Origin of the sequence: Kitasatospora sp. NBC_01539, from assembly GCF_045040525.1 — a bacterium.
Classification (GTDB): domain Bacteria; phylum Actinomycetota; class Actinomycetes; order Streptomycetales; family Streptomycetaceae; genus Kitasatospora.
In genome coordinates this window covers 1,939,344-1,961,065 of record NZ_CP109390.1, presented here as the reverse complement: position 1 = coordinate 1,961,065, position 21,722 = coordinate 1,939,344, and the positions used below count along the sequence as shown (strand labels likewise).

The window sequence follows — 21,722 nt, the reverse complement described above, 5'->3', positions numbered from 1 at the left end:
GTACCACTGCACCACCCGAGCCCCCGCAGCCCCACCGGCTGCGGGGGCTCACCCCTTCTCCGGGCCCCAGCCCGCCGACACGGGGGACGGCAGCGCCGGGCACGGGTCCGGCGGCAGCCCCTCCGGACCCGCCGCCGCCTCCGCCGGGCCCCCGCCGCCGAGCGCCCGCCGCACCGCCGCGTCGAGGTCGAGGCCCGCGCCGCGCACGAACGCCTCCGCGAACTCGTCCTCCGTCAGCCCCGACCGGGCCCGCCGCTCGCCCTCCCGGTGCGGCCCCGTGAAGCTCCGGGAGCCGAAGAACGGCCGGCCCACCCCCAGCCACATCCGGTGCGCCGCGCCCTGCAGCACCCGCGCCTCCCGCAGGTCCGCCTCCGGGCCCTCCGTCTCCAGCACCGCCAGCAGCTCCATCCCCAGCACCACGCCCAGCAGGTCCCGGAACCGGTGGTTGAGCCGCACGCACTCGCGCGCGTAGGCCCGCGCCTGCCGCAGGTCGCCCGTCGTCCAGAGGACGTGCGCGTGGGCGTACAGCCCGTAGGCGTACGCCCACTGCTCGCCGTGCTCCTCGCAGATCTCCCGCACCCGGTCGATCCAGGCCGCGCCGCCGTCCGCGTCGCCCTGGAACAACTGCGCCAGACCCAGCTCGAACATCGCCATCAGCACGTTGCTGTTCAGCTCGCCCAGCGCGTTGTAATGCCAGAGCGCCTCCTCGAAGAGCTCCGCGGCCCGCACCGGGTCGTCGCCGATCAGTGCCGCGCAGCCCTGCCGGTGCACCGCGTACGCGAGCGCCCGGTCGTCGCCGGTCTCCAGCGCCTGGCGGCGGCACTCCTCCAGCGCGGGCTCGGCCCGCATCAGGTCGCCCTGGAGGGTGGCCATGTACCCGGTCACCCAGAGGGCCTTCGCGCGGGCCGCGGTCGCCTCCGGCGCGAGCGCCAGCGCCCGGTCGAGCCAGTGCCGCCCCTCGCCGAGGTGGCCGGAGCCGACCCAGTAGAACCAGAGCGTGCCCGCGAGCACCAGGGCGAGCTGCTCCTCGCCCGGCTCGGCGAGGCAGAACTCCAGCGCCGCCCGCAGGTTGGGGTGGGCGAGCCGGGTGCGCTCGGCCGTCTCGGCCTGCCGGGGACCGAACCACTCGACCTCGCCCCAGGTGGCGACGCCCAGGTACCAGTCGCGGTGGCGGCGCAGCAGCCGCTGGTCCTCGCCGGCGGAGTGCAGCCACCGCGCGCCGTACTCGCGCAGGGTGTCGAGCATCCGGAAGCGCACGGCGTCGCCGCCCTCGACGCGCAGCAGCACCGACTTGTCGACGAGCTCCCCGATCAGCTCCAGCACCGACTCCGGGTCGATGCCCTCGCCCGCGCAGACGTACTCGGCGGCCTCCAGGTCGAAGCCCCCGGCGAACACGGAGAGCCGGGCCCAGAGCAAACGTTCCTGCGGCGTGCAGAGTTCGTGGCTCCAGCCGATCGTCGTCCGGAGCGTCTGGTGGCGCGGCGGCGCCGTCCGGGCGCCCCCGGTGAGCAGCCGGAACCGGTCGTCCAGGCGCACGCCGATCTGCTCGACCGACAGCGTCCGCAGCCGGCCGGCCGCCAGCTCCACGGCCAGCGGGATGCCGTCCAGACGGCGGCAGAGCACCGTCACGTCGGCGGAGTTCGCCGCGGTCAGCTCGAAGCCGGGCACCACCGCCGCCGCGCGCGCCGCGAAAAGCCGCACCGCGTCCGGCCGGTGGCCCTCCGCCGCCTCGACCGGCAGCGGGGCCAGCGGCATCAGGTACTCGCCGTCCACCCGCAGCGACTGCCGGCTCGTGGCCAGCACCCGCAGACCCGGAGCCCCCCGCAGCAGGGTGTCGACGAGGTCGGCGCAGGCGTCGACCAGGTGCTCGCAGCCGTCGAGGACGAGCAGCATCCGGCGGTCGGCGAGCTGCTCCACCAGGACGTCCAGCGGGGGGCGCGCCGTCGAGTCGGTGAGCGCCAGCGCCTCCAGCACGGCGTGGCCCAGCAGCAGCGGATCCTGGACGGTGCCGACCTCGGCGAACCGCGCGCCGTGCGGGAAAGCCCCGCCGCCCGTGGGACCGTCCGCCGCCGCCGCCGCGGCGCGCAGCGCCAGCCGCGACTTGCCGACCCCGCCCGGCCCGGTCACCGTGACCAGCCGTGACGTGCGCAGCATCCGCGCCAGGGAGGAGAGTTCGGCGTGACGGCCGACGAAGCACGTCACCTCCGCAGGCAGCCGCCCGCCCGTCGGCCGCGCCGGGCCGACGCCCGGCCCCGGTTCGCTGGACACCCGAAGCCCCCTGTCGTCGCCGGAACATGCCGCACGGGCCGGTGCCCGCCTCCCCGCCCAACGAGGTGACCGGCCGGTAGGTCACGCGCGCCGCCGCCCGGCGCGGGCCTTATCCGGTCGGGAAACCCCCCGTGGTCACGATAGGGTTCCCTCCTGGGGAAAGCCGCAAGCGAGGGAGCGCGCAAGGTGTCCGTGGGAGAGCTGGCCGGTCTGCTCGTGGCCGTGTTCTGGGCGGTCCTGGTCACGCTGCTCGCCGTGGTGCTCGTCCGCCTCTCCGCCGTGCTCAAGGAGGCCACCGGCCTCGTGTCGGCGGTGACCGAGCAGGCCGTGCCGCTGCTGGTCGACGCGGGCGCCGCCGTGCGCAGTGCCAACGAGCAGCTGGAGCGGGTCGACGAGATCACCGCCAACGTGCAGGACGCCGCCGCCAACGCCAACGCGCTCTCCTCCACCGTCGCCGCCACCATCGGCGGGCCGCTGGTCAAGGTCGCCGCGTTCAGCTACGGCGTCCGCAAGGCCGCGGGCCGCCGGCAGGCCGGCGTCACCGTCACCGTCCCCGAGCAGGCGGCGGAGCGCGAGGCGCTCGCCCGGCTGGTCCGGGCCGAGGTACGCGCGGCGACCACGCCGCGCACCGGCGGGCTGCTGGCCCGCGTCCGGCGAGCGGTGAGGGGCTGACCGTCGTGGTTCGACGCATCTTCTGGATGGCCGTCGGCGCCGGCGCCGCCGTCTGGGCCATGGGCAAGGCGAACGAGGCCGTGCACCGGCTCACCCCCGACAGCCTCTCCGGTACGGCCGCCCGCGGCGCCCTCCACCTCGGTGACGCCGCCAAGCGCTTCGCCCTGGACGTGAAGGCGGGGATGGCCGAGCGCGAGGACCAGCTCCGCGCGGACCTCGGCCTGGACGGCACCGCCGTCGTCGAGCCGCCGCGCGCCCGCCGGGCGCTGCGCCCGGAGCCGGGCCACCGAGCTATCTCGGCGGCCCCGGGCTCCCCGGCCGCCGCCCTGCCCCCGACGCGAAGCACCACCACCCACAGCATTGCCGAGTCCCGCCAGCGCGGTGCGCTGCCGGGCAGCAACCAAACCGGAAGGACCCCTGATGGAGTCGGCTGAGATCCGCCGTCGCTGGCTGCGCTTCTTCGAGGAGCGCGGCCACGCCGTCGTACCGTCGGCCTCGCTGGTCGCCGACGACCCCACCCTGCTGCTGGTCAACGCCGGCATGGTGCCGTTCAAGCCCTACTTCCTGGGCGAGGTCAAGCCGCCGTTCTCCCGCGCCACCTCCGTCCAGAAGTGCGTCCGCACGCTGGACATCGAGGAGGTCGGCAAGACCACCCGGCACGGCTCGTTCTTCCAGATGTGCGGCAACTTCTCCTTCGGCGACTACTTCAAGGAAGGAGCCATCAAGTCCGCGTGGGAGCTGCTCACCTCGCCCGTCGCGGACGGCGGCTACGGCCTGGAGAAGGAGAAGCTCTGGATCACCGTCTACAAGGACGACGACGAGGCCGAGCAGATCTGGCGCGACGTCATCGGCGTGCCGTCCGAGCGGATCCAGCGCCTCGGCATGAAGGACAACTTCTGGTCGATGGGCGTGCCCGGCCCGTGCGGCCCGTGCTCGGAGATCAACTACGACCGCGGCCCCGCCTACGGCGAGGAGGGCGGCCCGGCGGTCAACGGCGAGCGCTACCTGGAGATCTGGAACCTGGTCTTCATGCAGTACGAGCGCGGCCACGGCGACGGCAAGGACGGCTTCGAGATCCTCGGCGACCTGCCGAGCAAGAACATCGACACCGGCCTCGGCCTGGAGCGCCTCGCCGCGATCCTCCAGGACGTCGACAACCTCTTCGAGATCGACACCAGCCGACTCATCCTCGACCGCGCCGCCGAGCTGACCGGCCACACCTACGGCGCCGACCACAAGTCGGACGTCTCGCTGCGCGTGGTCACCGACCACTTCCGCACCGCGATCATGCTGATCGGCGACGGCGTCACCCCCGGCAACGAGGGCCGCGGCTACGTGCTGCGCCGCATCCTGCGCCGCGCGATCCGCAACATGCGCCTGCTGGGTGCCACCGAGGCGGTGGCCAAGGAGCTGACGGACGTCACCATCAAGGCGATGGGCCCGCAGTACCCGGAGCTGGAGAGCGACCGCAAGCGCATCGAGACGGTCGCGGTCGCCGAGGAGACGGCCTTCCTCCAGACGCTCCGCAGCGGCACCAACCTGCTGGACACCGCCGTCACCGAGACGAAGCAGGCCGGCGGCGCCGTGCTCTCCGGCGCGCAGGCGTTCAAGCTGCACGACACCTACGGCTTCCCGATCGACCTGACCCTGGAGATGGCCGAGGAGCAGGGCGTCCAGGTCGACGAGGCGGGCTTCCGCCGCCTGATGCAGGAGCAGCGGGACCGCGCCAAGGCCGACGCCAGGGCGAAGAAGATGGGCCACGCCGACGTCGCCGCGTACCGCGAGGTCGCCGACGCGGCGGGTGCCAGCGTCTTCACCGGCTACAACGCCACCGAGGGCGAGGCCACCGTCGTCGGCCTGCTGGTCGACGGCGTGCCCGCCCCCGCCGCGACCGAGGGCGACGAGGTCGAGATCATCCTCGACCGCACCCCGTTCTACGCCGAGGGCGGTGGCCAGCTCGCCGACCACGGCCGGATCCGCCTGGACTCGGGCGCGGTCGTGGAGATCCGCGACGTCCAGCAGCCGGTGCCGGGCGTCACCGTGCACTCCGGCGGCGTGCTGTTCGGCGAGGTCGTCCTCGGCGCGTCCGCGTACGCGAGCATCGACACGGACCGCCGCCGCGCGGTCTCCCGCGCGCACTCGGCGACCCACCTGACCCACCAGGCGCTGCGCGACGCGCTCGGCCCGACGGCCGCCCAGGCCGGCTCCGAGAACGCCCCGGGCCGCTTCCGCTTCGACTTCGGCTCGCCCGCCGCCGTGCCCGGCAGCGTGCTCGCCGACGTCGAGCAGAAGATCAACGAGGTGCTGGTCCGCGAGCTCGACGTCACCGCCGAGGTCATGACGATGGACCAGGCCCGCAAGGCCGGCGCCATCGCGATGTTCGGCGAGAAGTACGGCGACTCGGTGCGGGTCGTCACCATCGGCGACTTCTCCAAGGAGCTGTGCGGCGGCACGCACGTCGGCAACACCGCCCAGCTGGGCCTGGTGAAGCTGCTCGGCGAGTCGTCGATCGGCTCCGGCGTGCGCCGGGTCGAGGCGCTGGTCGGCGTCGACGCGTACAGGTTCCTGGCCCGTGAGCACACCGTGGTGTCCCAGCTGACCGACCTGGTCAAGGGCCGCCCGGAGGAGCTGCCGGAGAAGATCTCCGGGATGCTCGCCAGGCTCAAGGACGCCGAGAAGGAGATCGAGCGCTTCCGCGCGGAGAAGGTCCTCGCGGCGGCCGCCGGGCTGGCCGAGTCCGCCGAGGACGTCCGGGGCGTGGCGCTGGTCGCGGCCCGGGTCGCCGACGGCGTCGGCGCGGACGAGCTGCGCAAGCTCGTCCTCGACGTGCGGACACGGCTCGGCTCGCGCCCGGCCGTGGTCGCGGCCTTCACCGTGGCCAACGACCGCCCGCTGACCGTCATCGCCACCAACGAGGACGCCCGCGCCCGTGGCGTCAAGGCCGGCGAGCTGGTCCGCACCGCGGCCAAGACGCTCGGCGGCGGCGGTGGCGGCAAGGACGACGTCGCGCAGGGCGGCGGGTCGAACCCGGCCGCGGTCGGCGAGGCGATCGACGCCGTGCGGGCGCTGGTCGCGGAGCGCGCGTCCTGATGCCCGGGCCGACCGAGCCCTCCGGGCTGCCGGAGCCCGCCGAGCTGCCCGGGCCCGCCGACGAGAAGGTCTTCCGCCGTGGCCGGCGGATCGCCGTCGACGTCGGTGACGCCCGGATCGGGGTCGCCTCGTGCGACCCCGACGGGCTGATCGCCACGCCGGTGGAGACCGTTCCGGCGGGCGGCCGCTCGCAGACACGGCTGAAGGCGATCGTCGAGGAGTACGACGCGATCGAGGTCGTCGTCGGCCTCCCCCGCTCGCTGAGCGGCAAGGAGGGCCCGGCGGCGGCGAAGGTCCGCGCGTACGCGGGCCGGCTGGCCGGGCTCGTGGCGCCGGTGGGCGTGCGGCTGGTCGACGAGCGGATGACGACGGTGACGGCGGCCCAGGGCCTGCGGGCCTCGGGGCGCTCCTCGAAGAAGGGCCGTTCGGTCATCGACCAGGCGGCGGCCGTGGTGATCCTGCAGTCCGCGCTGGAGACCGAACGGGTGAGCGGTCGGGCGCCCGGTGAGAGCGTCGAGCCGACGGGCTGAGCAGGTTGTATTAACGTCCCACAGGGGGTCCGCGCGGCGATGTCCGCGCGGGCCCCCTGCCGTTGACCACGCAGCCCGGCCCCCGGCCGGCTGCCGGCGGAGGGGCTGCTGTGACCGACCCGTACACCGCGCCCGGCATGGCGCCCGGCGTCACCCCCGGCCACCTCGGAGCCCCCGCGCAGGAACCCGAGGGCCGCCCGCCGGGCAGCCCCTTCGCCGTGGAGCCGCCCGACCCGGACAAGGTCCGCTCCGGCGCCGCCTGCTGCCTGAGCGTGCTGGCCCTCTTCGGCGTGGCCTGCGCGCTCGCCCTCGTCGTGTACCTGGCCTGGCCCGACCCGGCACCCAGGGCCGCCGACTACGCCGGCACCGGCACCGGCACCGTCGAGGTCTCCGTGCCCAAGGGCGCCACCCTCACCGTGATCGGCCAGGCCCTCGTCAAGAGCGGCGTCGTCGCCAGCACCAAGGCCTTCACGGACGCGGCCACCAGCCACCCCGCCGGCGACAGCATCCAGCCCGGCACCTACACCCTGCGCGAGAAGATGTCGGTCGCCGCCGCACTCGGCGTCCTGCTCGACCCGGCCAACGCCAACGCGCTCACGGTGCCCGAGGGCCGCCGCGCCGAACAGGTCTACGCGGCGATCGACGAGCGCCTGAAACTGGCCGCGGGCACCACCAAGGGCATCGCGGAGGAGCACGTCGACGAACTCGGCCTCCCCGAGGGCACCGACGGCAACCCGGAGGGCTACCTCTACCCCGCCACGTATCCCGTCACCGGGGAGACCACCCCGCTCGACCTGCTCAAGCAGATGGTCACCGAGGCCGGCCACGCCTTCGCCGACGACGGGCTGGACGGCGCCGCCACGGCATTCGCCAAAACCCCCTACGAGATCCTCACCGTCGCCAGCCTCGTCCAGGGCGAGGCCGACAACCCCGAGGACATGGCCAAGGTGGCCCGCGTCATCTACAACCGGCTCGCCAAGAACATGGCCCTGCAGCTCGACTCGTCCATCAACTACGCGCTCGGCCGCTCCACCCTCACCACCACCACCACCGACACCAAGCTGGACTCGCCGTTCAACACCTACCTGCACACCGGCCTGCCGCCCACGCCGATCTCCAACCCCGGCCGCGACGCCCTGAACGCCGCCGCCACCCCCGCCGAGGGCGACTGGCTGTACTTCGTCACCGTGCGTCCCGGTGACACCAGGTTCACCGACAGTTTCGAGCAGCAGGAGAAGAACGTCGCGGAATTCAACGCAAACCAGGCGCAGGGGAGTTCGCCGGCTGCGGAGGGTGATCACTGATCGTGCGCATGCGGGGAATCGCCATGGCTGCGGTACGGTAACGTCTCCCTCCGGATGATGCCGTAGCACGCCGGTTCGAGTTGGCGGGACGCATAAGGGGTTCGATGACCGATCCGGGTGGGGGCTACCGTCCTCAGGAAGACCAGCCGTGGCACCCGGGCGACCCCGGGTACGGCATCCCGCAGCAGCAACAGCAGCCCGTCGACCAGACCGGCGCCTGGCAGCTGCAGCAGAACGCGTACGGCCAGCAGCAGTACGGCCAGCAGGGCTACCCCCAGCAGCCGCAGGGCCAGCAGGGCTACCCGCAGCAGCCCTCGTACGGCCAGCAGGGCTACCCGCAGCAGGCCCAGCAGCAGGCGCCGATGCCGCAGCAGCAGGGTTGGCAGCAGCAGCCCGGCTACGGCCAGCAGCCGCAGCAGCAGGGCTACGCCGGTCAGCAGGCAGGCCAGCAGACCGGGTCGTGGCAGCAGGTGCCGCAGGGCGGACCGGGCTTCCCGCAGCAGGCGACTCAGCAGCAGGGTCAGCAGATGCCGCAGCAGATGCCCCAGCAGGGGTATCCGCAGCAGGCCCGGATGCCGCAGCAGGGCTTCCCGCAGCAGACGCCCCAGCAGCAGGGCGGGCAGCAGCCGTTCGGCCCGCAGGCCGGACAGCCGACGGGGCAGCAGCCCGGCCGGCCGTACCCGCCGCAGGCCCGGACGCCGCAGGCCGGCACCCCCGTGCCGCCGCCGCGCCGCGCCCAGCCGCGGCCCGCCGGCCCCGGACCGGACGGCATCGACTGGGAGGCCGAAGCCGCCGCCCTCGACGGCCCTGCCGTGACCGAGCCCGAGGACGACTGGGCCGACGACTGGACGGACGACGCCGACGACGCCCGCGCCGGTGACGACCCGAAGGGGGACGGCTTCTTCGCCGACGAGGCGGACCCCTCCCGTGATGCCGAGCGCAAGCGCAAGGAGAAGGGCAAGAAGGCCGGCCGCCGCAACCGCGGTGCCTGCCTGGTCGTCGCCCTCGTACTCCTCGGCGGCATGGGCGGCGCAGGCTGGTGGGGCTACGGCGTCTACCAGACCCACTTCGGCCCGCCGCCGGACTACGTCGGCACGGGCACCGGCTCCGTGCACGTGGAGATCACGGCCGGCTCCAGCGGCGCCGCGATGGGCAGCACCCTGGTCAAGTCCGGCGTGGTGAAGAGCGTGGACGCCTTCGTGACGGCCTTCAACAAGAACGCGAAGGCCGGCACCATCCAGCCGGGCTTCTACACGATGGCCCGGCAGATGTCCGGCACGGAGGCCGTGAAGTTCCTGGTCGACTCGGCCGGCGGCAACTTCCTGATCCTGCCGGAGGGGCTCAGGGCGACCGACATCTACACCAGGATCGACGCCAAGCTGAAGCTGGCCTCGGGCGCCACGGCCACCGTCGCCAAGGACCAGCTCGGCAGCCTCGGCCTGCCCGCCTGGGCCAACGGCAACATCGAGGGCTTCCTCTTCCCGACCCGCTACCCGATCAGCAACGGGATGAAGCCCGAGGACCTGCTCAAGCAGATGGTCTCCACCGCCGTGAAGCGGTACGACGACCTCGGGCTGGAGGAGGGCGCGAAGAAGCTCAACCTCAAGAGCGCTTACGAGGTCATCACCGAGGCCAGCATCCTGCAGGCCGAGGGCAACAACGGCGAGGACTTCGGCAAGATGGCGCGGGCGATGTACAACCGCCTCAACACGAACGCCACCCAGCACCGGCTCGGCCTGGACACCACGCTGCAGTACCAGTTGGGCCGCAAGCAGCTGTCCGAGAAGGAGATCCGGGACGGCTCGCTGAAGTACAACTCGTACATCAACCCCGGCCTGCCGCCGACCCCGATCGGCAACCCGGGCGAGGGTGCGATCCGGGCCGTCCTGGACCCGACCCCGGGCGACTGGGTCTTCTGGCTGGCGATCTCGCCCGAGGAGACCAAGTTCGCGGCCACCGGCGCCGAGCACGCGGAGAACACCAAGGAGTGGTGCATCTCGCGCGGGCTGGCGTTCAACGCCGCGAACGTCACCTGCAAGTAGCACCACCCCGCGCCCGGTCGGCCCGCCCCTGTCCGGGGCGGCGCGGACCGGGCGCGGCCGTGATCCGTCCCGCGGGTTCGGCGGTTCGGCGGGTTGGGCGGAGCGTGCGGTTCGGCGAGGCGTGCGGCTTCGGTGGGTTGGCAGGTCCGGTGGTTCGGCGGGTTCGCGCCGCGGGGCGGGCGGCCGTACCGCGGACGCCGCGGCGGGCCGGCCGCGGCGTGCGTACGATGCGGGCACCGGCGCGCCCTTGGGGGCGGTGGGACCGGACCTCCGGTCCCGGCGTCCCCCGCCCCACGGCGTGGCCCGGCCTGTCTGGTGGACGACTCGGATGGTGGGACTCACGTGACGACCCAACTGCGTGCGGCCGTGCTCGGCTCGCCGATCGCGCACTCGCTCTCGCCGGTGCTGCACCGCGCCGCCTACACGGCGCTCGGCATGACGGAACGGCGCTACGACCGCTTCGACGTGGACGAGGCGGGGCTGCCGGAGTTCATCGAAAAGATCGATCCCGCCGAGTGGGCCGGCCTGTCGCTGACGATGCCGCTGAAGCGCGCGATCATCCCGCTGGTGGACGAGGTGAGCGAGACCGCGCTCGCCGTCGACGCCGTCAACACCGTGGTCTTCCGGGCGGACGGGCATCGCAGCGGTGACAACACGGACGTCCCCGGGCTCGTCAACGCCCTGCGCGAGCGCGGGATCGGGCGGGTTCCGGCCGCGTCCGTGCTCGGCGCGGGGGCGACGGCCTCGTCCGCGCTCGCCGCGCTCGCCCAGGTCTGCGACGGCGACGTCACGGTGTACGTGCGCAGCGCCGAGCGGGCGGCGGAGATGCGGACGCTCGGTGAGCGGCTGGGGCTGCGGCTTCGCACCGCGGCGTGGGACCGGGGGGCGGAGGCGCTGGCCGCGCCGTTGACGATCTCGACCACCCCGGTCGGTGCCACGGACGGCTTCGCCGGTGCCCTGCCCGCCACGCCGGGGGCGCTCTTCGACGTGCTGTACCACCCGTGGCCGACGAAGCTCGCCGAGGCGTGTGCCGAGCGCGGCGCGACGGTGCTGGGCGGGCTCGACCTGCTGCTGCACCAGGCGGTGCTGCAGTTCGAGGCGTTCACCGGCGCGGAGACCGCGCCGCTCGCGGCGATGCGCGAGGCGGGCGAGGCGGCGCTGGCCGGGAGCTGAGCAGGTTACCCGTGAAGCCCTCCGGCAAAACATCGGCCCTTCCCGAACATGTCCATCAGATGTCCGGTCGGCGGACCCCGCTCCGGCCGGTGCCCTCGGCATGAAAGGATCGGGAGCAGAGCGGGCCCCAGGGCCTGTCGCCCGAGGGCGGGTCCGCCGGACGAGAATCCCGGCCGGTCCGCCGCGCGGGCCGGGCCGCTGACGAAGGAGCTCCGTTGGGTACGTTGCGCTGGCTGACGGCGGGGGAGTCCCACGGCCCCGCACTGGTCGCGACGCTGGAGGGCCTGCCGGCCGGTGTGCCGGTCACCACCGCGATGGTGGCCGACGCGCTGGCCCGGCGCCGGCTGGGCTACGGCCGCGGGGCCCGGATGAAGTTCGAGCAGGACGAGGTCACGTTCCTCGGCGGGATCCGGCACGGCCTGTCGATGGGCAGCCCGGTCGCGGTCATGGTGGGGAACACCGAGTGGCCGAAGTGGGAACAGGTCATGTCGGCCGACCCGATCGACGAGGACATCCTCGCGGGTCTCGCCCGCAACGAGCCGCTGACCCGGCCCCGCCCCGGCCACGCCGACCTCGCCGGCATGCAGAAGTACTCCATCGAGGAGGCCCGTCCGATCCTGGAGCGCGCCTCCGCCCGTGAGACGGCCGCCCGCGTGGCGATCGGCACGGTCGCGCGCTCCTACCTGAAGGAGACCTGCGGCATCGAGCTGGTCTCGCACGTCATCGAGCTGGGCGCCGCCAAGGCCCCGCTCGGCGTGTACCCGCTGCCCGCCGACGAGGCGCGCCTCGACGAGGACCCGGTGCGCTGCCTGGACGCCGACGCCTCGAAGCGCATGGTCGCCGAGATCGACCAGGCCCACAAGGACGGCGACACGCTCGGCGGCGTCGTCGAGGTGCTGGCGTACGGCGCGCCCGTCGGCCTCGGCTCGCACGTGCACTGGGACCGCCGGCTGGACGCCCGCCTGGCCGCCGCCCTCATGGGCATCCAGGCGATCAAGGGCGTCGAGCTCGGCGACGGCTTCGACCTGGCCCGGGTGCCCGGTTCGCAGGCCCACGACGAGATCGTGCCGACCGCCGACGGCGTGAAGCGCACCTCCGGCCGCTCCGGCGGCACCGAGGGCGGCCTCTCCACCGGCGAGGTGCTGCGGGTGCGGGCCGCGATGAAGCCGATCGCGACCGTGCCGCGGGCGCTGCAGACGCTCGACGTGCGTACCGGCGAGCCGGCCAAGGCGCACCACCAGCGCTCCGACGTCTGCGCCGTGCCGGCCGCCGGCATCGTCGCCGAGGCGATGGTGGCGCTGGTGCTGGCGGACGCGGTGGCGGAGAAGTTCGGCGGCGACCACGTCGCGGAGACCCGCCGCAACGTGCAGTCCTACCTCGATCACCTGATCGTCCGATGAGCGACCGCAACGGGTCGGCCGTCCGGGGGCGCGCGGTGCGGTCGGTCCCGACGGACACGGCGAGGAGGGCCGCATGAGCGCGCCGGTCGTCGTGCTCGTGGGCCCGCCCGGGGCCGGAAAGTCCACGGTCGGCCGGCTCCTCGCCGAGCGGCTCGGCGTCTCCTTCCGGGACACCGACGCCGACATCGAGGAGCAGGCAGGCAAGCCGATCCCGGAGATCTTCATCGACGAGGGCGAGCCGCACTTCCGCGCCCTGGAGGTGCGGGCCGTCCGCGCGGCCGCCGAGAACCACACCGGCGTGCTCGCCCTCGGCGGCGGCGCCGTCATGGCCGCGGACACCCGGGCCGTGCTCGCCGGCCTGCCCGTGGTGTTCCTGGAGGTCGCCCTCGGCGACGCGGTGAAGCGGGTCGGCCTGGACGCGCCCCGCCCGCTGCTCGCCGTCAACCCGCGCGCCCGCTGGCGCGAGCTGATGGACGCGCGCCGCCCCCTCTACCTTGAGGTGGCCAAGGCCGTCGTCGACACCGAGGGACGCGCCCCCGAGCAGGTCGCGGACGCCGTACTGGAAGCACTGGAGCTGAAGCAGGCATGACCGACACCGTCACCATCCACGTCGGCGGCAGCGCCGGCCACGACCCGTACGACGTGCTGATCGGGCACCGCCTGCTCGGCGAACTCGCACCGCTCATCGGCCCGAAGGCCAAGCGGGTGGCGATCATCCACCCCGAGGCTCTCTCCGCGACCGGCGACGCCGTCCGCGAGGACCTCGCCGCCGAAGGCTACGAGGCGATCGCCCTCCAGGTGCCCAACGCCGAGGACGCCAAGAGCGCCGAGGTCGCGGCCTACTGCTGGTCGGTGCTCGGCCAGACCGGCTTCACCCGCAGCGACGTCGTCATCGGACTCGGCGGCGGCGCCACCACCGACCTCGCCGGCTTCGTCGCGGCCACCTGGCTGCGCGGCGTGCGCTGGATCTCCATGCCCACCACGCTCCTCGGCATGGTCGACGCGGCGGTCGGCGGCAAGACCGGCATCAACATCGCCGAGGGCAAGAACATGGTCGGCGCCTTCCACCCGCCGGTCGGCGTGCTCGCCGACCTCGCGACGCTGGAGACCGTGCCGAAGCACGACTACATCTCCGGCCTGGCCGAGGTGATCAAGGCCGGATTCATCGCCGACCCCGTCATCCTCGACCTCATCGAGTCCGACCCCGAGGGCGCGGCGACCCCCGCGGGACCGCACACCCTGGAACTCATCCGACGGGCCATCCAGGTCAAGGCCGACGTCGTCTCCGGTGACCTCAAGGAAGCCGGCCGCCGCGAGATCCTCAACTACGGCCACACCCTCGGCCACGCCATCGAGCGCAACGAGCGCTACAAGTGGCGGCACGGCGCGGCGATCTCCATCGGCATGGTCTTCGCCGCCGAACTCGGCCGCCTCGCCGGTAGGCTGGACGACGAGACGGCCGACCGCCACCGCTCGGTGCTGGCCTCGGTGGGCCTCCCGCTGACGTACCGCGCCGACGCCTGGCCCAAGCTGCTCGACGCCATGAAGATCGACAAGAAGTCCCGCGGCGACCTGCTGCGCTTCGTCGTCCTGGACGGCCTCGCCAAGACCGCCATCCTGGAAGGACCCGACCCGTCCCTGCTGGTCGCCGCCTACGCGGAGGTGTCCGGATGACCACCAGGGTGCTCGTCCTCAACGGGCCCAACCTCGGACGGCTCGGCAGCCGCGAGCCCGATGTCTACGGCGCCACCTCCTACACGGGCCTCGTCGACCGCTGCACCAAGCTCGGCGCCGAACTCGGCCTCGACGTCGAGGTGCGGGAGACCAACTCCGAGCTGCAGATGGTCGAATGGCTCCACCAGGCAGCCGACGCGAAGACGCCGATCGTCATCAACCCCGGCGCCTTCACGCACTACTCGTACGCGATGCGGGACGCCGCGGCCCAGCGCACCGCACCGCTCATCGAGGTGCACATCTCCAACCCGTACGCGCGCGAGACGTTCCGGCACAACTCGGTGATCGCCGCGATCGCCTCCGGCACCATCGCGGGCTTCGGCCTCGGCTCGTACGAGCTCGCGCTGCGCGCCCTCGCGGAGCAGCTCACCTCGCGCTGACGCGTGATCACCAGGTGATCACCAGGCCCGGTGGCGGACTGTGCCCGCCACCGGGCCTGCGTGTAGTGTCCCGGTCGGGAGGTGGCGATGTCGCAGTACACAGGGGGAGGACCAGTGCCTCAGCGACCCCTGCCGCCCCGTCCCGCCGCGCCGCCGCACCCGATGCGGCCCGGTGGCGTGCAGCAGCCCCCGTACCCGCAGCCGCCCTCCAGGCAGCCGCATCCGCAGCCCGCCGCGCCGGGGCCGCAGCCGACGATGCCCGGCTCGCCTCCGACCCGGCCCGGTCCGGCGGGTGCGCCGGGCGGGCCCGGGGCTCCCGGGGTTCCCGGTGTGCCGCCGCGACCGGGTCAGCCCGGTCAGCCCGGTCATCCTGCGGGTCAGGGCGGCCAGCCCGGTCAGCACGCCATGGCGGTGCCGCCCGGTGCCACCGGCCACTTCGTCCTGCCGGTCGGAGCGCCCGTCCAGTTGCCGGCGCACCCTCCGCAGCAGCAGGTGCCCAGTGGGCCGATAGCCGTGCTGCTGATCGGCCCGGCGGGTGCGGGGAAGACCACGGTCGCCCGCCACTGGGCCGAGAGGCAGCCCATGCCGACCGCCCACATCAGCCTCGACGACGTCCGTGAATGGGTGCAGTCCGGGTTCGCCAACCCGCAGTCCGGCTGGAACAACGCCTCCGAGGCGCAGTACCGGCTCGCCCGCCGCACCTGCGGATTCGCGTGCCGCAACTACCTTGCCAACGGCATCTCCTGCATCATCGACGACGCCGTCTTTCCCGACCGGCCCGCCATCGGCCTCGGCGGCTGGAAGCGTCACATCGGCCCCGGCATGATCCCCGTCGTCCTGCTGCCCGGGCTCGACTCGGTGCTTGCCCGCAACGCCCGGCGCAACGGCAACCGCCGTCTCAGCGACGAAGAGGTCGCCCGCATCCACGGCCGGATGGCCGGGTGGCGGACGTCCGGACTGCCGATCATCGACAACTCCCAGCTCGATGTCGACGCCACCGCCGCCGCGCTCGACCGGGCGATCATGTCCCGTCTCGCAGGTCGCCAGTAACAGCCCGGCCCGTCTGACGGATCACGCAGGACGATCCGTGGGCCGTGATGGCCCGGTGTTCGTGAGCCCGGTGTTCGCGACGCCGGTGTTCGCCACTCGGCGTTCGGTGTGTGGTTCCCGGTGCCGCCGGGCTGTGCTCGGTGCGCTGGGCCTTGAGTGTGTTGCTTCTCGGGTGGCCGGCGGGACGGGTCTGCGGCTCGTATCGGACGGCGTCAGGCCGCTGCTGCACGAACACCCAGAGCGATCAGGATCAGCCCGGTGGCGCGGTCGAGAGCGGCTCGTACCCCGGCTGCCCGGAGGGCTCGGGAAGCCGGGCCCAGCAGTGCCGTCCAGACCGCGAGCCAGCTCGTGACCAGGACCGCGTGGGCTCCGGCGAGGATCGCGATCTGTGGGACGACCGAGCGGTGCGGGTCGATGAACTGGGGAAGGACGGTCAGGTAGATCGAGGCGGCCTTCGGGTTGAGGAGGTTGCCCAGGAACGCCTGTCCGTAGGCGCTCCGGCCGAGCCGGCGTGGGTGACCGGGCCGTGTGCGGCAGCGGTCGGGGCGGAGGCACCACAGGCCGAGCCCCACCAGGTAGAGGGCCCCGGCGAGCCGGACGGCGGTGAAGGCCTCGGCGGAGTGCATCACGACGGCCGAGAGACCGGCGACCGCGAGGGTGGCGTGGGCGGCGAGGCCGCTCGCCGTGCCGAGCATCACGGCGGCCGCCCGCCGCCGCCCGCCGACTGCGACGTGCCGTACGAGCAGGGCCAGGCTGGCTCCGGGCGTGGCCACCAGGGGAAGGACGGCGGCCAGGAATCCGAGGACGGAGGTGGTCATGGCACGACGCGGAAGTGCGTGGTGAGCGCACCGTCCTCGACGACGTGGAAGGCGAGGCCGGGCGGCTGGCTCCGGTCGATCAGCTCCGTTCCCTGCCAGGGCAGTTGCAGTGTCCAGGTGGTGGCCGGCGCCACCACGAGCGGACGGCCGGCGAAGGCCGAGGCTGCCGCGGTGTGGGCATGGCCGGTGAGGACGGCGATCACCTCGGGGTGGTTCCGCAGCAGTTCGTCGAGCCGCTCGGTCTGCCGGAGGCGGCTCGCGTCCGGCAGCGGGTGATGCACGGCGACCGGTGGCTGGTGGAAGGCGATGAGCGCGTGCGTACCGTCCGGCAGGCCGGTCAGGCGGTCGGCGATCCAGTGCAGTGTCTCGTCGTCGAGAAGGCCTTCGTCCTGCCCCGGAATGGTGGCGTCACACATGAGGACGGCGAGCCCGTCGAGCAGGTGGAAGCTGTTGATCGGGCCGTCCGTGGGCGGCTCGCCGAGCAGGGCCTTGCGGTAGGCGGCGCGCACGTCGTGGTTGCCGGGGCAGGTGAGCACCGGGAAGGTGGCCGCCAGGATCCGCGCGGCCTCCTCGTACTCGGCGACGCTGCCGTGGTCGGCGATGTCACCGGTGACCAGCAGGGCATCGACAGGAGTGGGCAGGGCGCGAAGGTGGTCCATCACGCGGGTGGCGCGTTCCGCGGTGCGGTCGCTGCCGTCGAGGTGGAGGTCGCTGATGTGTGCGAGCAGAGGCATGGTGGGGACTGTCCTAACGGTTGTAACCAGTTTTGACGTTAGAAAGGTAGACTGTGTTCGGCCGGGTGATCAAGAGCCCGGACCGGCACACGGGGAGGAGACGGTCGGCGTGGAGCATCTGCTCGCCCTTGAGTTCGCCAGCACGATTCGTCACGACGGGCACGGCGGAGTCGCAGACGACCTGACGACCCCGCAGGAGTTGTCCGTCTGGGTCGCGGAGCGGTGCGGACCGACGGGGGTCGACGGCTTCGCCGCCGACCGGGCGGCCCTCGACGAGGTCCTGGCGCTGCGGGCCGCCGTCCGCGCGCTGTTCGCGCGAGCCGTCCGCCCCGGTCCGCCGAGCCCCGCCGACGCCCACCGCCTGCTTCCGGACGCCGAAGCCCTGTCCCGCATCAACCGTGCGGCCGCCCGACACCCGGTGGCCGACCTGCTCGACTGGCCCGCCGGCGGTGATCCTTCGACCCATCCCCTGAGTACCGACGCCGACCCGCTCGTCCGGCTGACGGCCACTCTCGCCAGGGCGACCGTCGACTTCCTCACGGGCCCGCACCGGGAGCAGCTCCGGGCCTGCACCGCCCCCCGCTGCGTCCGGTACTTCGTGAAGGGACACGGCCGCCAGGAGTACTGCAAACCGTCCTGCAGCAACCGGGCCCGCGTGGCCCGGCACTACGAGCGGACCAGGTCGGCCGCCGGGGCTGTCGGGGCTGTCGGTGCCGACTGGAATGATGAACAGGTCGCCACAGACCCCACGAGGAGCTGACGCCTGTGCCCGAGGGCCACATCATCCACCGCCTCGCCGGCGAGAACCACCGTGCCTTCGGCGGGCGCCCCGTCCGGGTCGCGAGCCCGCAGGGCCGGTTCGCAGACGGCGCCGAGCGGCTCGACGGACGGACCCTCGACGAGGCCGAGGCCCATGGCAAACACCTCTTTCTGGGATTCGGCGAGGACTGGCTGCACATCCACCTCGGCCTCTACGGCGGCTTCACCTTCGGCGACGGCCGGGCTCCCGCGCCCATCGGCCTGGTCCGCCTGCGGATGGCCAACGACGACGGATACGCCGACCTGCGCGGCCCCAACACCTGCGAACTCCTCGGACCGGGCGAGAAGAAGGCCGTGCACGACCGCCTCGGCCCGGATCCGCTGCGCCCCGACGCGGACCCCGATGCCGCCTGGCGCCGGATCTCGCGGAGCTCCACCACCGTCGCGGCCCTGCTGATGGACCAGAAGGTGCTCGCAGGCGTGGGCAACGTCTACCGCGCCGAGGTGCTCTTCCGCCTCGGCATCAACCCCCATCGGGCCGGCCGTGACGTCACCCGCAGGGAGTGGGACGCCATATGGTCTGACCTGGTGTCGCTCATGGCGGACGGCGTCGGGGCCGGCCGCATCGACACCGTCCGCCCCGAGCACACTCCGCAGGCCATGGGCCGCCCGCCACGTGTCGACGACCACGGCGGCGAGGTGTACGTCTACCGGCGCACCGCGATGCCGTGCCTGGTCTGCAGGACCCCGGTGCGTACCGAGTCGCACGCTGCGCGGAACCTCTTCTGGTGCCCGTCCTGCCAGCAGCGGTGACTACTCCTTCACCAGCCACCACGCGGCGCCGGCACAGGCGGCGCAGAGCGGTGTGTACAGCAGCAGGTTGAGCAACCGGAACGCCGAGCCGTCGACCGTGCCGGCGCCGGTTGCCCAGATCAGCCCGGTCGCGGCACGTATCGCCGTTCCGGCCGCGACGACTGCGGTCGCCAGCCTGGGGACCGTCGGTGGGAGCGGCAGCCGGACCACTCCTCCGCGAGCCAGGAGCAGCAGAGCGGTGCCTGCCAGCGCCGCGGCGAGGGGGAGTACGACGATCGGGGTGAACGGCACCTTGGCGTTGAGCACGGCCATCGACAGGGAGTAGGCATCCCGGGCGGGCCACGTGGTGCCGGTGGCCCAGTAGAGGTGCCATCCTGCGTCGACGCCGAGGACGCCGGCCAGGGCGACGGCGACGGTGCGCCGCCGCGCGCTGCGGCTCGCGAGCGGGGTCGCCCGGGTGCTGCTGCCTGCCGCCGCGGGGGCCTCCAGCCGGGTCGTGGAGTGGCTCGTTCGATCGCTCATGGGACTCTCCTCCTGCGGTGTGCATCGGACCGACGGCTTGAAGAGTCGCCGTTTCGGCCATTCGTTCCCGTGGCCGGTGTCACACGATCGAGTGGGGAACGTTCCGGCCTTTCGGGCCCTCTCCTCCCATGACCGGAAGGAGACCGCCGTGGAAGCATCGCCCGCCTGCACCGCCCAGCTGGTGCTCGCCGCCCAGCGCGGCGACCGGCTGGCGCTCGGCCGGCTGCTGGAACTGATCACCCCTTATGTCCGAAGGCTGTGCGGCCCGATCGCGCTCGACGACGGCGCCGACGCGACCCAGGAGGCCTTGATCGCGGTGTTCCGCAAACTGCCGCAACTCCAGGAGCCTGCTGCGCTGTTCGGCTGGGTCAGAGCGATCGCCGTACGTGAGGCCGTGCGACACGTCCGCCGCCATGCGCGGTGCGAGCCCGCGGAACTGGCGGAACTGCCCGCCCCGGGCGATCCGCACCTGGCGGCTGACATCCAGGACGTCCTCGGTCGGCTCACCCCGGAGCACCGCGCCGTCCTGGTCCTGCGGGACGTGGAGGGCCTCGACGAGCGGCAGACCGCCGAACTGCTCGGTGTGGCCGCAGGCACCGTGAAGTCCCGGCTCTCCCGGGCCAGGCTCGGCTTCCGAAAGGCATGGCAGTCATGAACGCAGAACCGCGTCCGCACCACGACGGCTGGCCGGTGGCCGACTTCGACTCCGTCCGGGCCCTGCGCGTACTCGGCACCACCGTGCCGGGCGCGGCCGTGCACGAGACGCTGCTGCCCACATCACTGGAGGACGTGTGGGCGGTGGCGGCCGACCTGGCCGGCGCCATGCCCCAGTGGTTGCCCGACATCCGTACCGTCAGCGTCTCGCCCGACGGCGGTGAGGCGGTGGTCGTGGGCCATTCGCGGCTCCGGGCCCGCTTCGACATCGACCTGCGGCCCGGATGGTGCCTGATGCAGAGCCGCTACCTGCTGGGCGGCATGGCTGCAGTGGAGGAGGCGGACGGCACCCGGTTCGCCTTCCTCGGTGCATTCCGGGTTCCGGCCGCGGGCGCCCTTGGCGCTGCGCTGCGGCCACTGACCAGGCGGACGGCCAAGCGGTCGCTGCGCAGGTTCGAGGCGCTGGTCCAGGGTGGGCAGCCGTCCGAGGGTGGTGCACCATGACGCGCACGATCCTGGCCCGGCTGCCGAAGCGCGGGTGGCGCGTGCCCTCTTGCCGCTCCGCGGCCCGGCCCGGTGCGCCGCGACCACGGCCGGTCATCTTCCGACACCTGATCACGATGGCCCCCGGGTGCACGAGCGGGGCGCGGGCCGGGCCCTCGTGGGCCGTGCGCCCTGCCCGTGCACCGGGAGGCCGTCGGGCCGCCGCGGTGTCAGCCCCGGGGCAGCACGAGCGCCTGGACCTCGGGCAGGCTCCGCCAGTCGCTGGAGACGATGCTGGCGTGTGCGGCGGCGAGCTGGGTGACCCGATTGCGGGCCTGCTCTGCGGTCGGGTCGGTGGCGCTGATGGCTGGCGCGACGTTGTGGGCGTCGGTCATGACCAGCAGGTAGTGGCGGCTGTCGTACCAGGACGTGTCTATGCCACCGACGTAGGCGGACGCGTCGCCGTCGAACACCACGAACCACGGCCGGATGCTGGTCTCGCTGTACGCGGTGCGGGGGTCACCGGAGGAGGCTCCGTGCACGACGGGGAACACCTGGGCCTGACCCACCTTGCCGGCAGCGGCAAGGTCGCGCAGGTAGCGCGCGTACTCGACGTCGGTGTGCAGGGTGTCGAAGGGGTTGCCCTCCTCGACGGTGCCCGGGATGACGTCCACGAGCACGCGACCGGACAGCGCGCTGCGCGTCGGCCAGTTGCCCGCCTTGGCGGCGTCGTCGAGGGTGGTGTAGGTGCCGCCGCCGGGCTTGGTGAGAAGGTCGGCCGGGCGGAAGACGGCACTGCCGAGGTGGGCGGCTATGAGGCTGTCGAGCTGGGCGGCACCCATGCCGCGGTTGCCCGCGAACCCGCCCTTGAGCTCCAGCTTGACGACCAGCGGGCCGCTGGAGGGGTGGGCGCCCAGCCAGATGCGGATGTCGTCGAGGCAGTACTCGAGGTTCTTGTTGGTGCCGCCGCTGTAGAGCTGCGCAGCGCTGGTCGCCGCCACGCAGTTGTTGGTGTTGCCGAGCGGGTTGGAGTGGCTGACCTTCCACTCGGTGGTGACGGTGTCCGTCCAGACGTCCAGCTCGATCATGCCCGTGCCGGTGTCCAGGCCCTGGGCGAGGAAGGGGAAGGAAGCCGTCTCGTAGGTGTTGTGGATGCCGACTGCGGTGGCCGAGCCGAACGGCAGTTGGCCGCCGGTGGAGGCGCCGGACTGCTGGGCCGGGAGCAGGGAGGTGGCGGCGGCCAGCAGCGAGACGGCGAGGGTACGGCGAAGCTTCACGGTGTCTCCTCGTCAGGAG

21 protein-coding genes are annotated in these 21,722 nt (G+C 73.2%); 16 read left to right on the top strand and 5 right to left on the bottom strand.

Features of this window, described 5'->3' with window-relative positions:
• Positions 1–48: 48 nt before the first annotated feature.
• Positions 49–2,268: an ATP-binding protein gene (locus OG335_RS08355; protein WP_405010396.1), complete on the bottom strand. Its 2,220-nt coding sequence runs from the start codon at positions 2,266–2,268 to the stop codon at positions 49–51.
• Positions 2,269–2,454: 186 nt separating this feature from the next.
• On the opposite strand from OG335_RS08355, the gene OG335_RS08350 reads away from it, so the two are divergent.
• From OG335_RS08350 to OG335_RS08295, 12 genes are all read left to right on the top strand, one after another.
• Positions 2,455–2,940: a DUF948 domain-containing protein gene (locus OG335_RS08350; RefSeq protein ID WP_405010395.1), complete on the top strand. Its 486-nt coding sequence runs from the start codon at positions 2,455–2,457 to the stop codon at positions 2,938–2,940.
• 5 nt (positions 2,941–2,945) lie between these two features.
• Positions 2,946–3,374 (top strand): DUF6167 family protein, encoded by a 429-nt coding sequence (locus OG335_RS08345; protein WP_405010394.1) that lies wholly within the window; start codon positions 2,946–2,948, stop codon positions 3,372–3,374.
• Positions 3,361–6,030, top strand: coding sequence for an alanine--tRNA ligase (gene alaS, locus OG335_RS08340; protein ID WP_405010393.1), 2,670 nt, complete (start codon positions 3,361–3,363; stop codon positions 6,028–6,030). Before OG335_RS08345 ends, alaS begins: the two co-directional genes overlap by 14 nt.
• Positions 6,030–6,560 (top strand): Holliday junction resolvase RuvX, encoded by a 531-nt coding sequence (gene ruvX / locus OG335_RS08335; RefSeq protein ID WP_405010392.1) that lies wholly within the window; start codon positions 6,030–6,032, stop codon positions 6,558–6,560. Before alaS ends, ruvX begins: the two co-directional genes overlap by 1 nt.
• 110 nt (positions 6,561–6,670) lie before the next feature.
• Positions 6,671–7,864: an endolytic transglycosylase MltG gene (mltG, locus tag OG335_RS08330; protein ID WP_405010391.1), complete on the top strand. Its 1,194-nt coding sequence runs from the start codon at positions 6,671–6,673 to the stop codon at positions 7,862–7,864.
• A gap of 104 nt (positions 7,865–7,968) precedes the next feature.
• The gene (gene mltG, locus OG335_RS08325) at positions 7,969–9,906 is read left to right on the top strand and encodes an endolytic transglycosylase MltG (protein WP_405010390.1); all 1,938 of its coding nucleotides are present in this window, start codon (positions 7,969–7,971) and stop codon (positions 9,904–9,906) included.
• A gap of 342 nt (positions 9,907–10,248) precedes the next feature.
• Positions 10,249–11,079, top strand: coding sequence for a shikimate dehydrogenase (locus OG335_RS08320; RefSeq protein WP_405010389.1), 831 nt, complete (start codon positions 10,249–10,251; stop codon positions 11,077–11,079).
• Positions 11,080–11,294: 215 nt separating this feature from the next.
• Positions 11,295–12,479: a chorismate synthase gene (gene aroC, locus OG335_RS08315; protein ID WP_405010388.1), complete on the top strand. Its 1,185-nt coding sequence runs from the start codon at positions 11,295–11,297 to the stop codon at positions 12,477–12,479.
• Positions 12,480–12,552: 73 nt separating this feature from the next.
• Positions 12,553–13,068, top strand: a complete 516-nt coding sequence (locus OG335_RS08310) for a shikimate kinase (protein WP_405010387.1) — start codon at positions 12,553–12,555, stop codon at positions 13,066–13,068.
• Positions 13,065–14,153, top strand: a complete 1,089-nt coding sequence (gene aroB / locus OG335_RS08305) for a 3-dehydroquinate synthase (protein WP_405010386.1) — start codon at positions 13,065–13,067, stop codon at positions 14,151–14,153. Before OG335_RS08310 ends, aroB begins: the two co-directional genes overlap by 4 nt.
• Positions 14,150–14,593, top strand: coding sequence for a type II 3-dehydroquinate dehydratase (gene aroQ / locus OG335_RS08300; protein ID WP_405010385.1), 444 nt, complete (start codon positions 14,150–14,152; stop codon positions 14,591–14,593). Before aroB ends, aroQ begins: the two co-directional genes overlap by 4 nt.
• Before the next feature lie 87 nt (positions 14,594–14,680).
• Positions 14,681–15,643, top strand: coding sequence for an AAA family ATPase (locus OG335_RS08295; RefSeq protein WP_405010384.1), 963 nt, complete (start codon positions 14,681–14,683; stop codon positions 15,641–15,643).
• A 212-nt stretch (positions 15,644–15,855) separates the two neighbouring features.
• Here OG335_RS08295 and OG335_RS08290 read toward each other — a convergent pair whose 3' ends face one another.
• On the bottom strand, positions 15,856–16,461 hold the full coding sequence (locus OG335_RS08290) for a LysE family translocator (protein ID WP_405010383.1): 606 nt from the start codon (positions 16,459–16,461) through the stop codon (positions 15,856–15,858).
• A complete protein-coding gene (locus tag OG335_RS08285; protein WP_405010382.1) occupies positions 16,458–17,195 on the bottom strand; it encodes a metallophosphoesterase in 738 nt (245 codons plus the stop codon). Before OG335_RS08285 ends, OG335_RS08290 begins: the two co-directional genes overlap by 4 nt.
• A gap of 109 nt (positions 17,196–17,304) precedes the next feature.
• On the opposite strand from OG335_RS08285, the gene OG335_RS08280 reads away from it, so the two are divergent.
• A complete protein-coding gene (locus OG335_RS08280; protein ID WP_405010381.1) occupies positions 17,305–17,955 on the top strand; it encodes a CGNR zinc finger domain-containing protein in 651 nt (216 codons plus the stop codon).
• A gap of 5 nt (positions 17,956–17,960) precedes the next feature.
• Positions 17,961–18,767, top strand: a complete 807-nt coding sequence (locus OG335_RS08275) for an Fpg/Nei family DNA glycosylase (RefSeq protein ID WP_405010380.1) — start codon at positions 17,961–17,963, stop codon at positions 18,765–18,767.
• Here the strand turns inward: OG335_RS08275 and OG335_RS08270 are convergent, their stop codons facing one another.
• Positions 18,768–19,289 carry a DUF3995 domain-containing protein gene (locus tag OG335_RS08270; protein ID WP_405010379.1) on the bottom strand — a complete coding sequence of 174 codons (522 nt, stop codon included), beginning with the start codon at positions 19,287–19,289 and terminating at the stop codon, positions 18,768–18,770. It lies immediately after the preceding gene.
• A 148-nt stretch (positions 19,290–19,437) separates the two neighbouring features.
• Between OG335_RS08270 and OG335_RS08265 the strand changes: the two genes are divergently transcribed.
• Both OG335_RS08265 and OG335_RS08260 read left to right on the top strand, forming a co-directional pair.
• Positions 19,438–19,944, top strand: coding sequence for an RNA polymerase sigma factor (locus OG335_RS08265; protein ID WP_405010378.1), 507 nt, complete (start codon positions 19,438–19,440; stop codon positions 19,942–19,944).
• The gene (locus OG335_RS08260; protein ID WP_405010377.1) at positions 19,941–20,447 is read left to right on the top strand and encodes a hypothetical protein; all 507 of its coding nucleotides are present in this window, start codon (positions 19,941–19,943) and stop codon (positions 20,445–20,447) included. Before OG335_RS08265 ends, OG335_RS08260 begins: the two co-directional genes overlap by 4 nt.
• A 209-nt stretch (positions 20,448–20,656) precedes the next feature.
• Here the strand turns inward: OG335_RS08260 and OG335_RS08255 are convergent, their stop codons facing one another.
• On the bottom strand, positions 20,657–21,703 hold the full coding sequence (locus tag OG335_RS08255) for a phosphatidylinositol-specific phospholipase C domain-containing protein (RefSeq protein WP_405010376.1): 1,047 nt from the start codon (positions 21,701–21,703) through the stop codon (positions 20,657–20,659).
• Between the last annotated feature and the right edge of the window lie 19 nt (positions 21,704–21,722).

What these genes read in the sequence shown, in the direction of transcription:
- alaS (WP_405010393.1), top strand. Translation starts at nt 3,361, where the DNA reads ATGGAGTCGGCTGAGATCCGCCGTCGCTGGCTGCGCTTCTTCGAGGAG.
- ruvX (WP_405010392.1), top strand. Translation starts at nt 6,030, where the DNA reads ATGCCCGGGCCGACCGAGCCCTCCGGGCTGCCGGAGCCCGCCGAGCTG.
- mltG (WP_405010390.1), top strand. Translation starts at nt 7,969, where the DNA reads ATGACCGATCCGGGTGGGGGCTACCGTCCTCAGGAAGACCAGCCGTGG.
- OG335_RS08310 (WP_405010387.1), top strand. Translation starts at nt 12,553, where the DNA reads ATGAGCGCGCCGGTCGTCGTGCTCGTGGGCCCGCCCGGGGCCGGAAAG.
- aroB (WP_405010386.1), top strand. Translation starts at nt 13,065, where the DNA reads ATGACCGACACCGTCACCATCCACGTCGGCGGCAGCGCCGGCCACGAC.
- aroQ (WP_405010385.1), top strand. Translation starts at nt 14,150, where the DNA reads ATGACCACCAGGGTGCTCGTCCTCAACGGGCCCAACCTCGGACGGCTC.
- OG335_RS08295 (WP_405010384.1), top strand. Translation starts at nt 14,681, where the DNA reads ATGTCGCAGTACACAGGGGGAGGACCAGTGCCTCAGCGACCCCTGCCG.
- OG335_RS08290 (WP_405010383.1), bottom strand. Translation starts at nt 16,461, where the DNA reads ATGACCACCTCCGTCCTCGGATTCCTGGCCGCCGTCCTTCCCCTGGTG.
- OG335_RS08285 (WP_405010382.1), bottom strand. Translation starts at nt 17,195, where the DNA reads ATGCCTCTGCTCGCACACATCAGCGACCTCCACCTCGACGGCAGCGAC.
- OG335_RS08270 (WP_405010379.1), bottom strand. Translation starts at nt 19,289, where the DNA reads ATGAGCGATCGAACGAGCCACTCCACGACCCGGCTGGAGGCCCCCGCG.
- OG335_RS08260 (WP_405010377.1), top strand. Translation starts at nt 19,941, where the DNA reads ATGAACGCAGAACCGCGTCCGCACCACGACGGCTGGCCGGTGGCCGAC.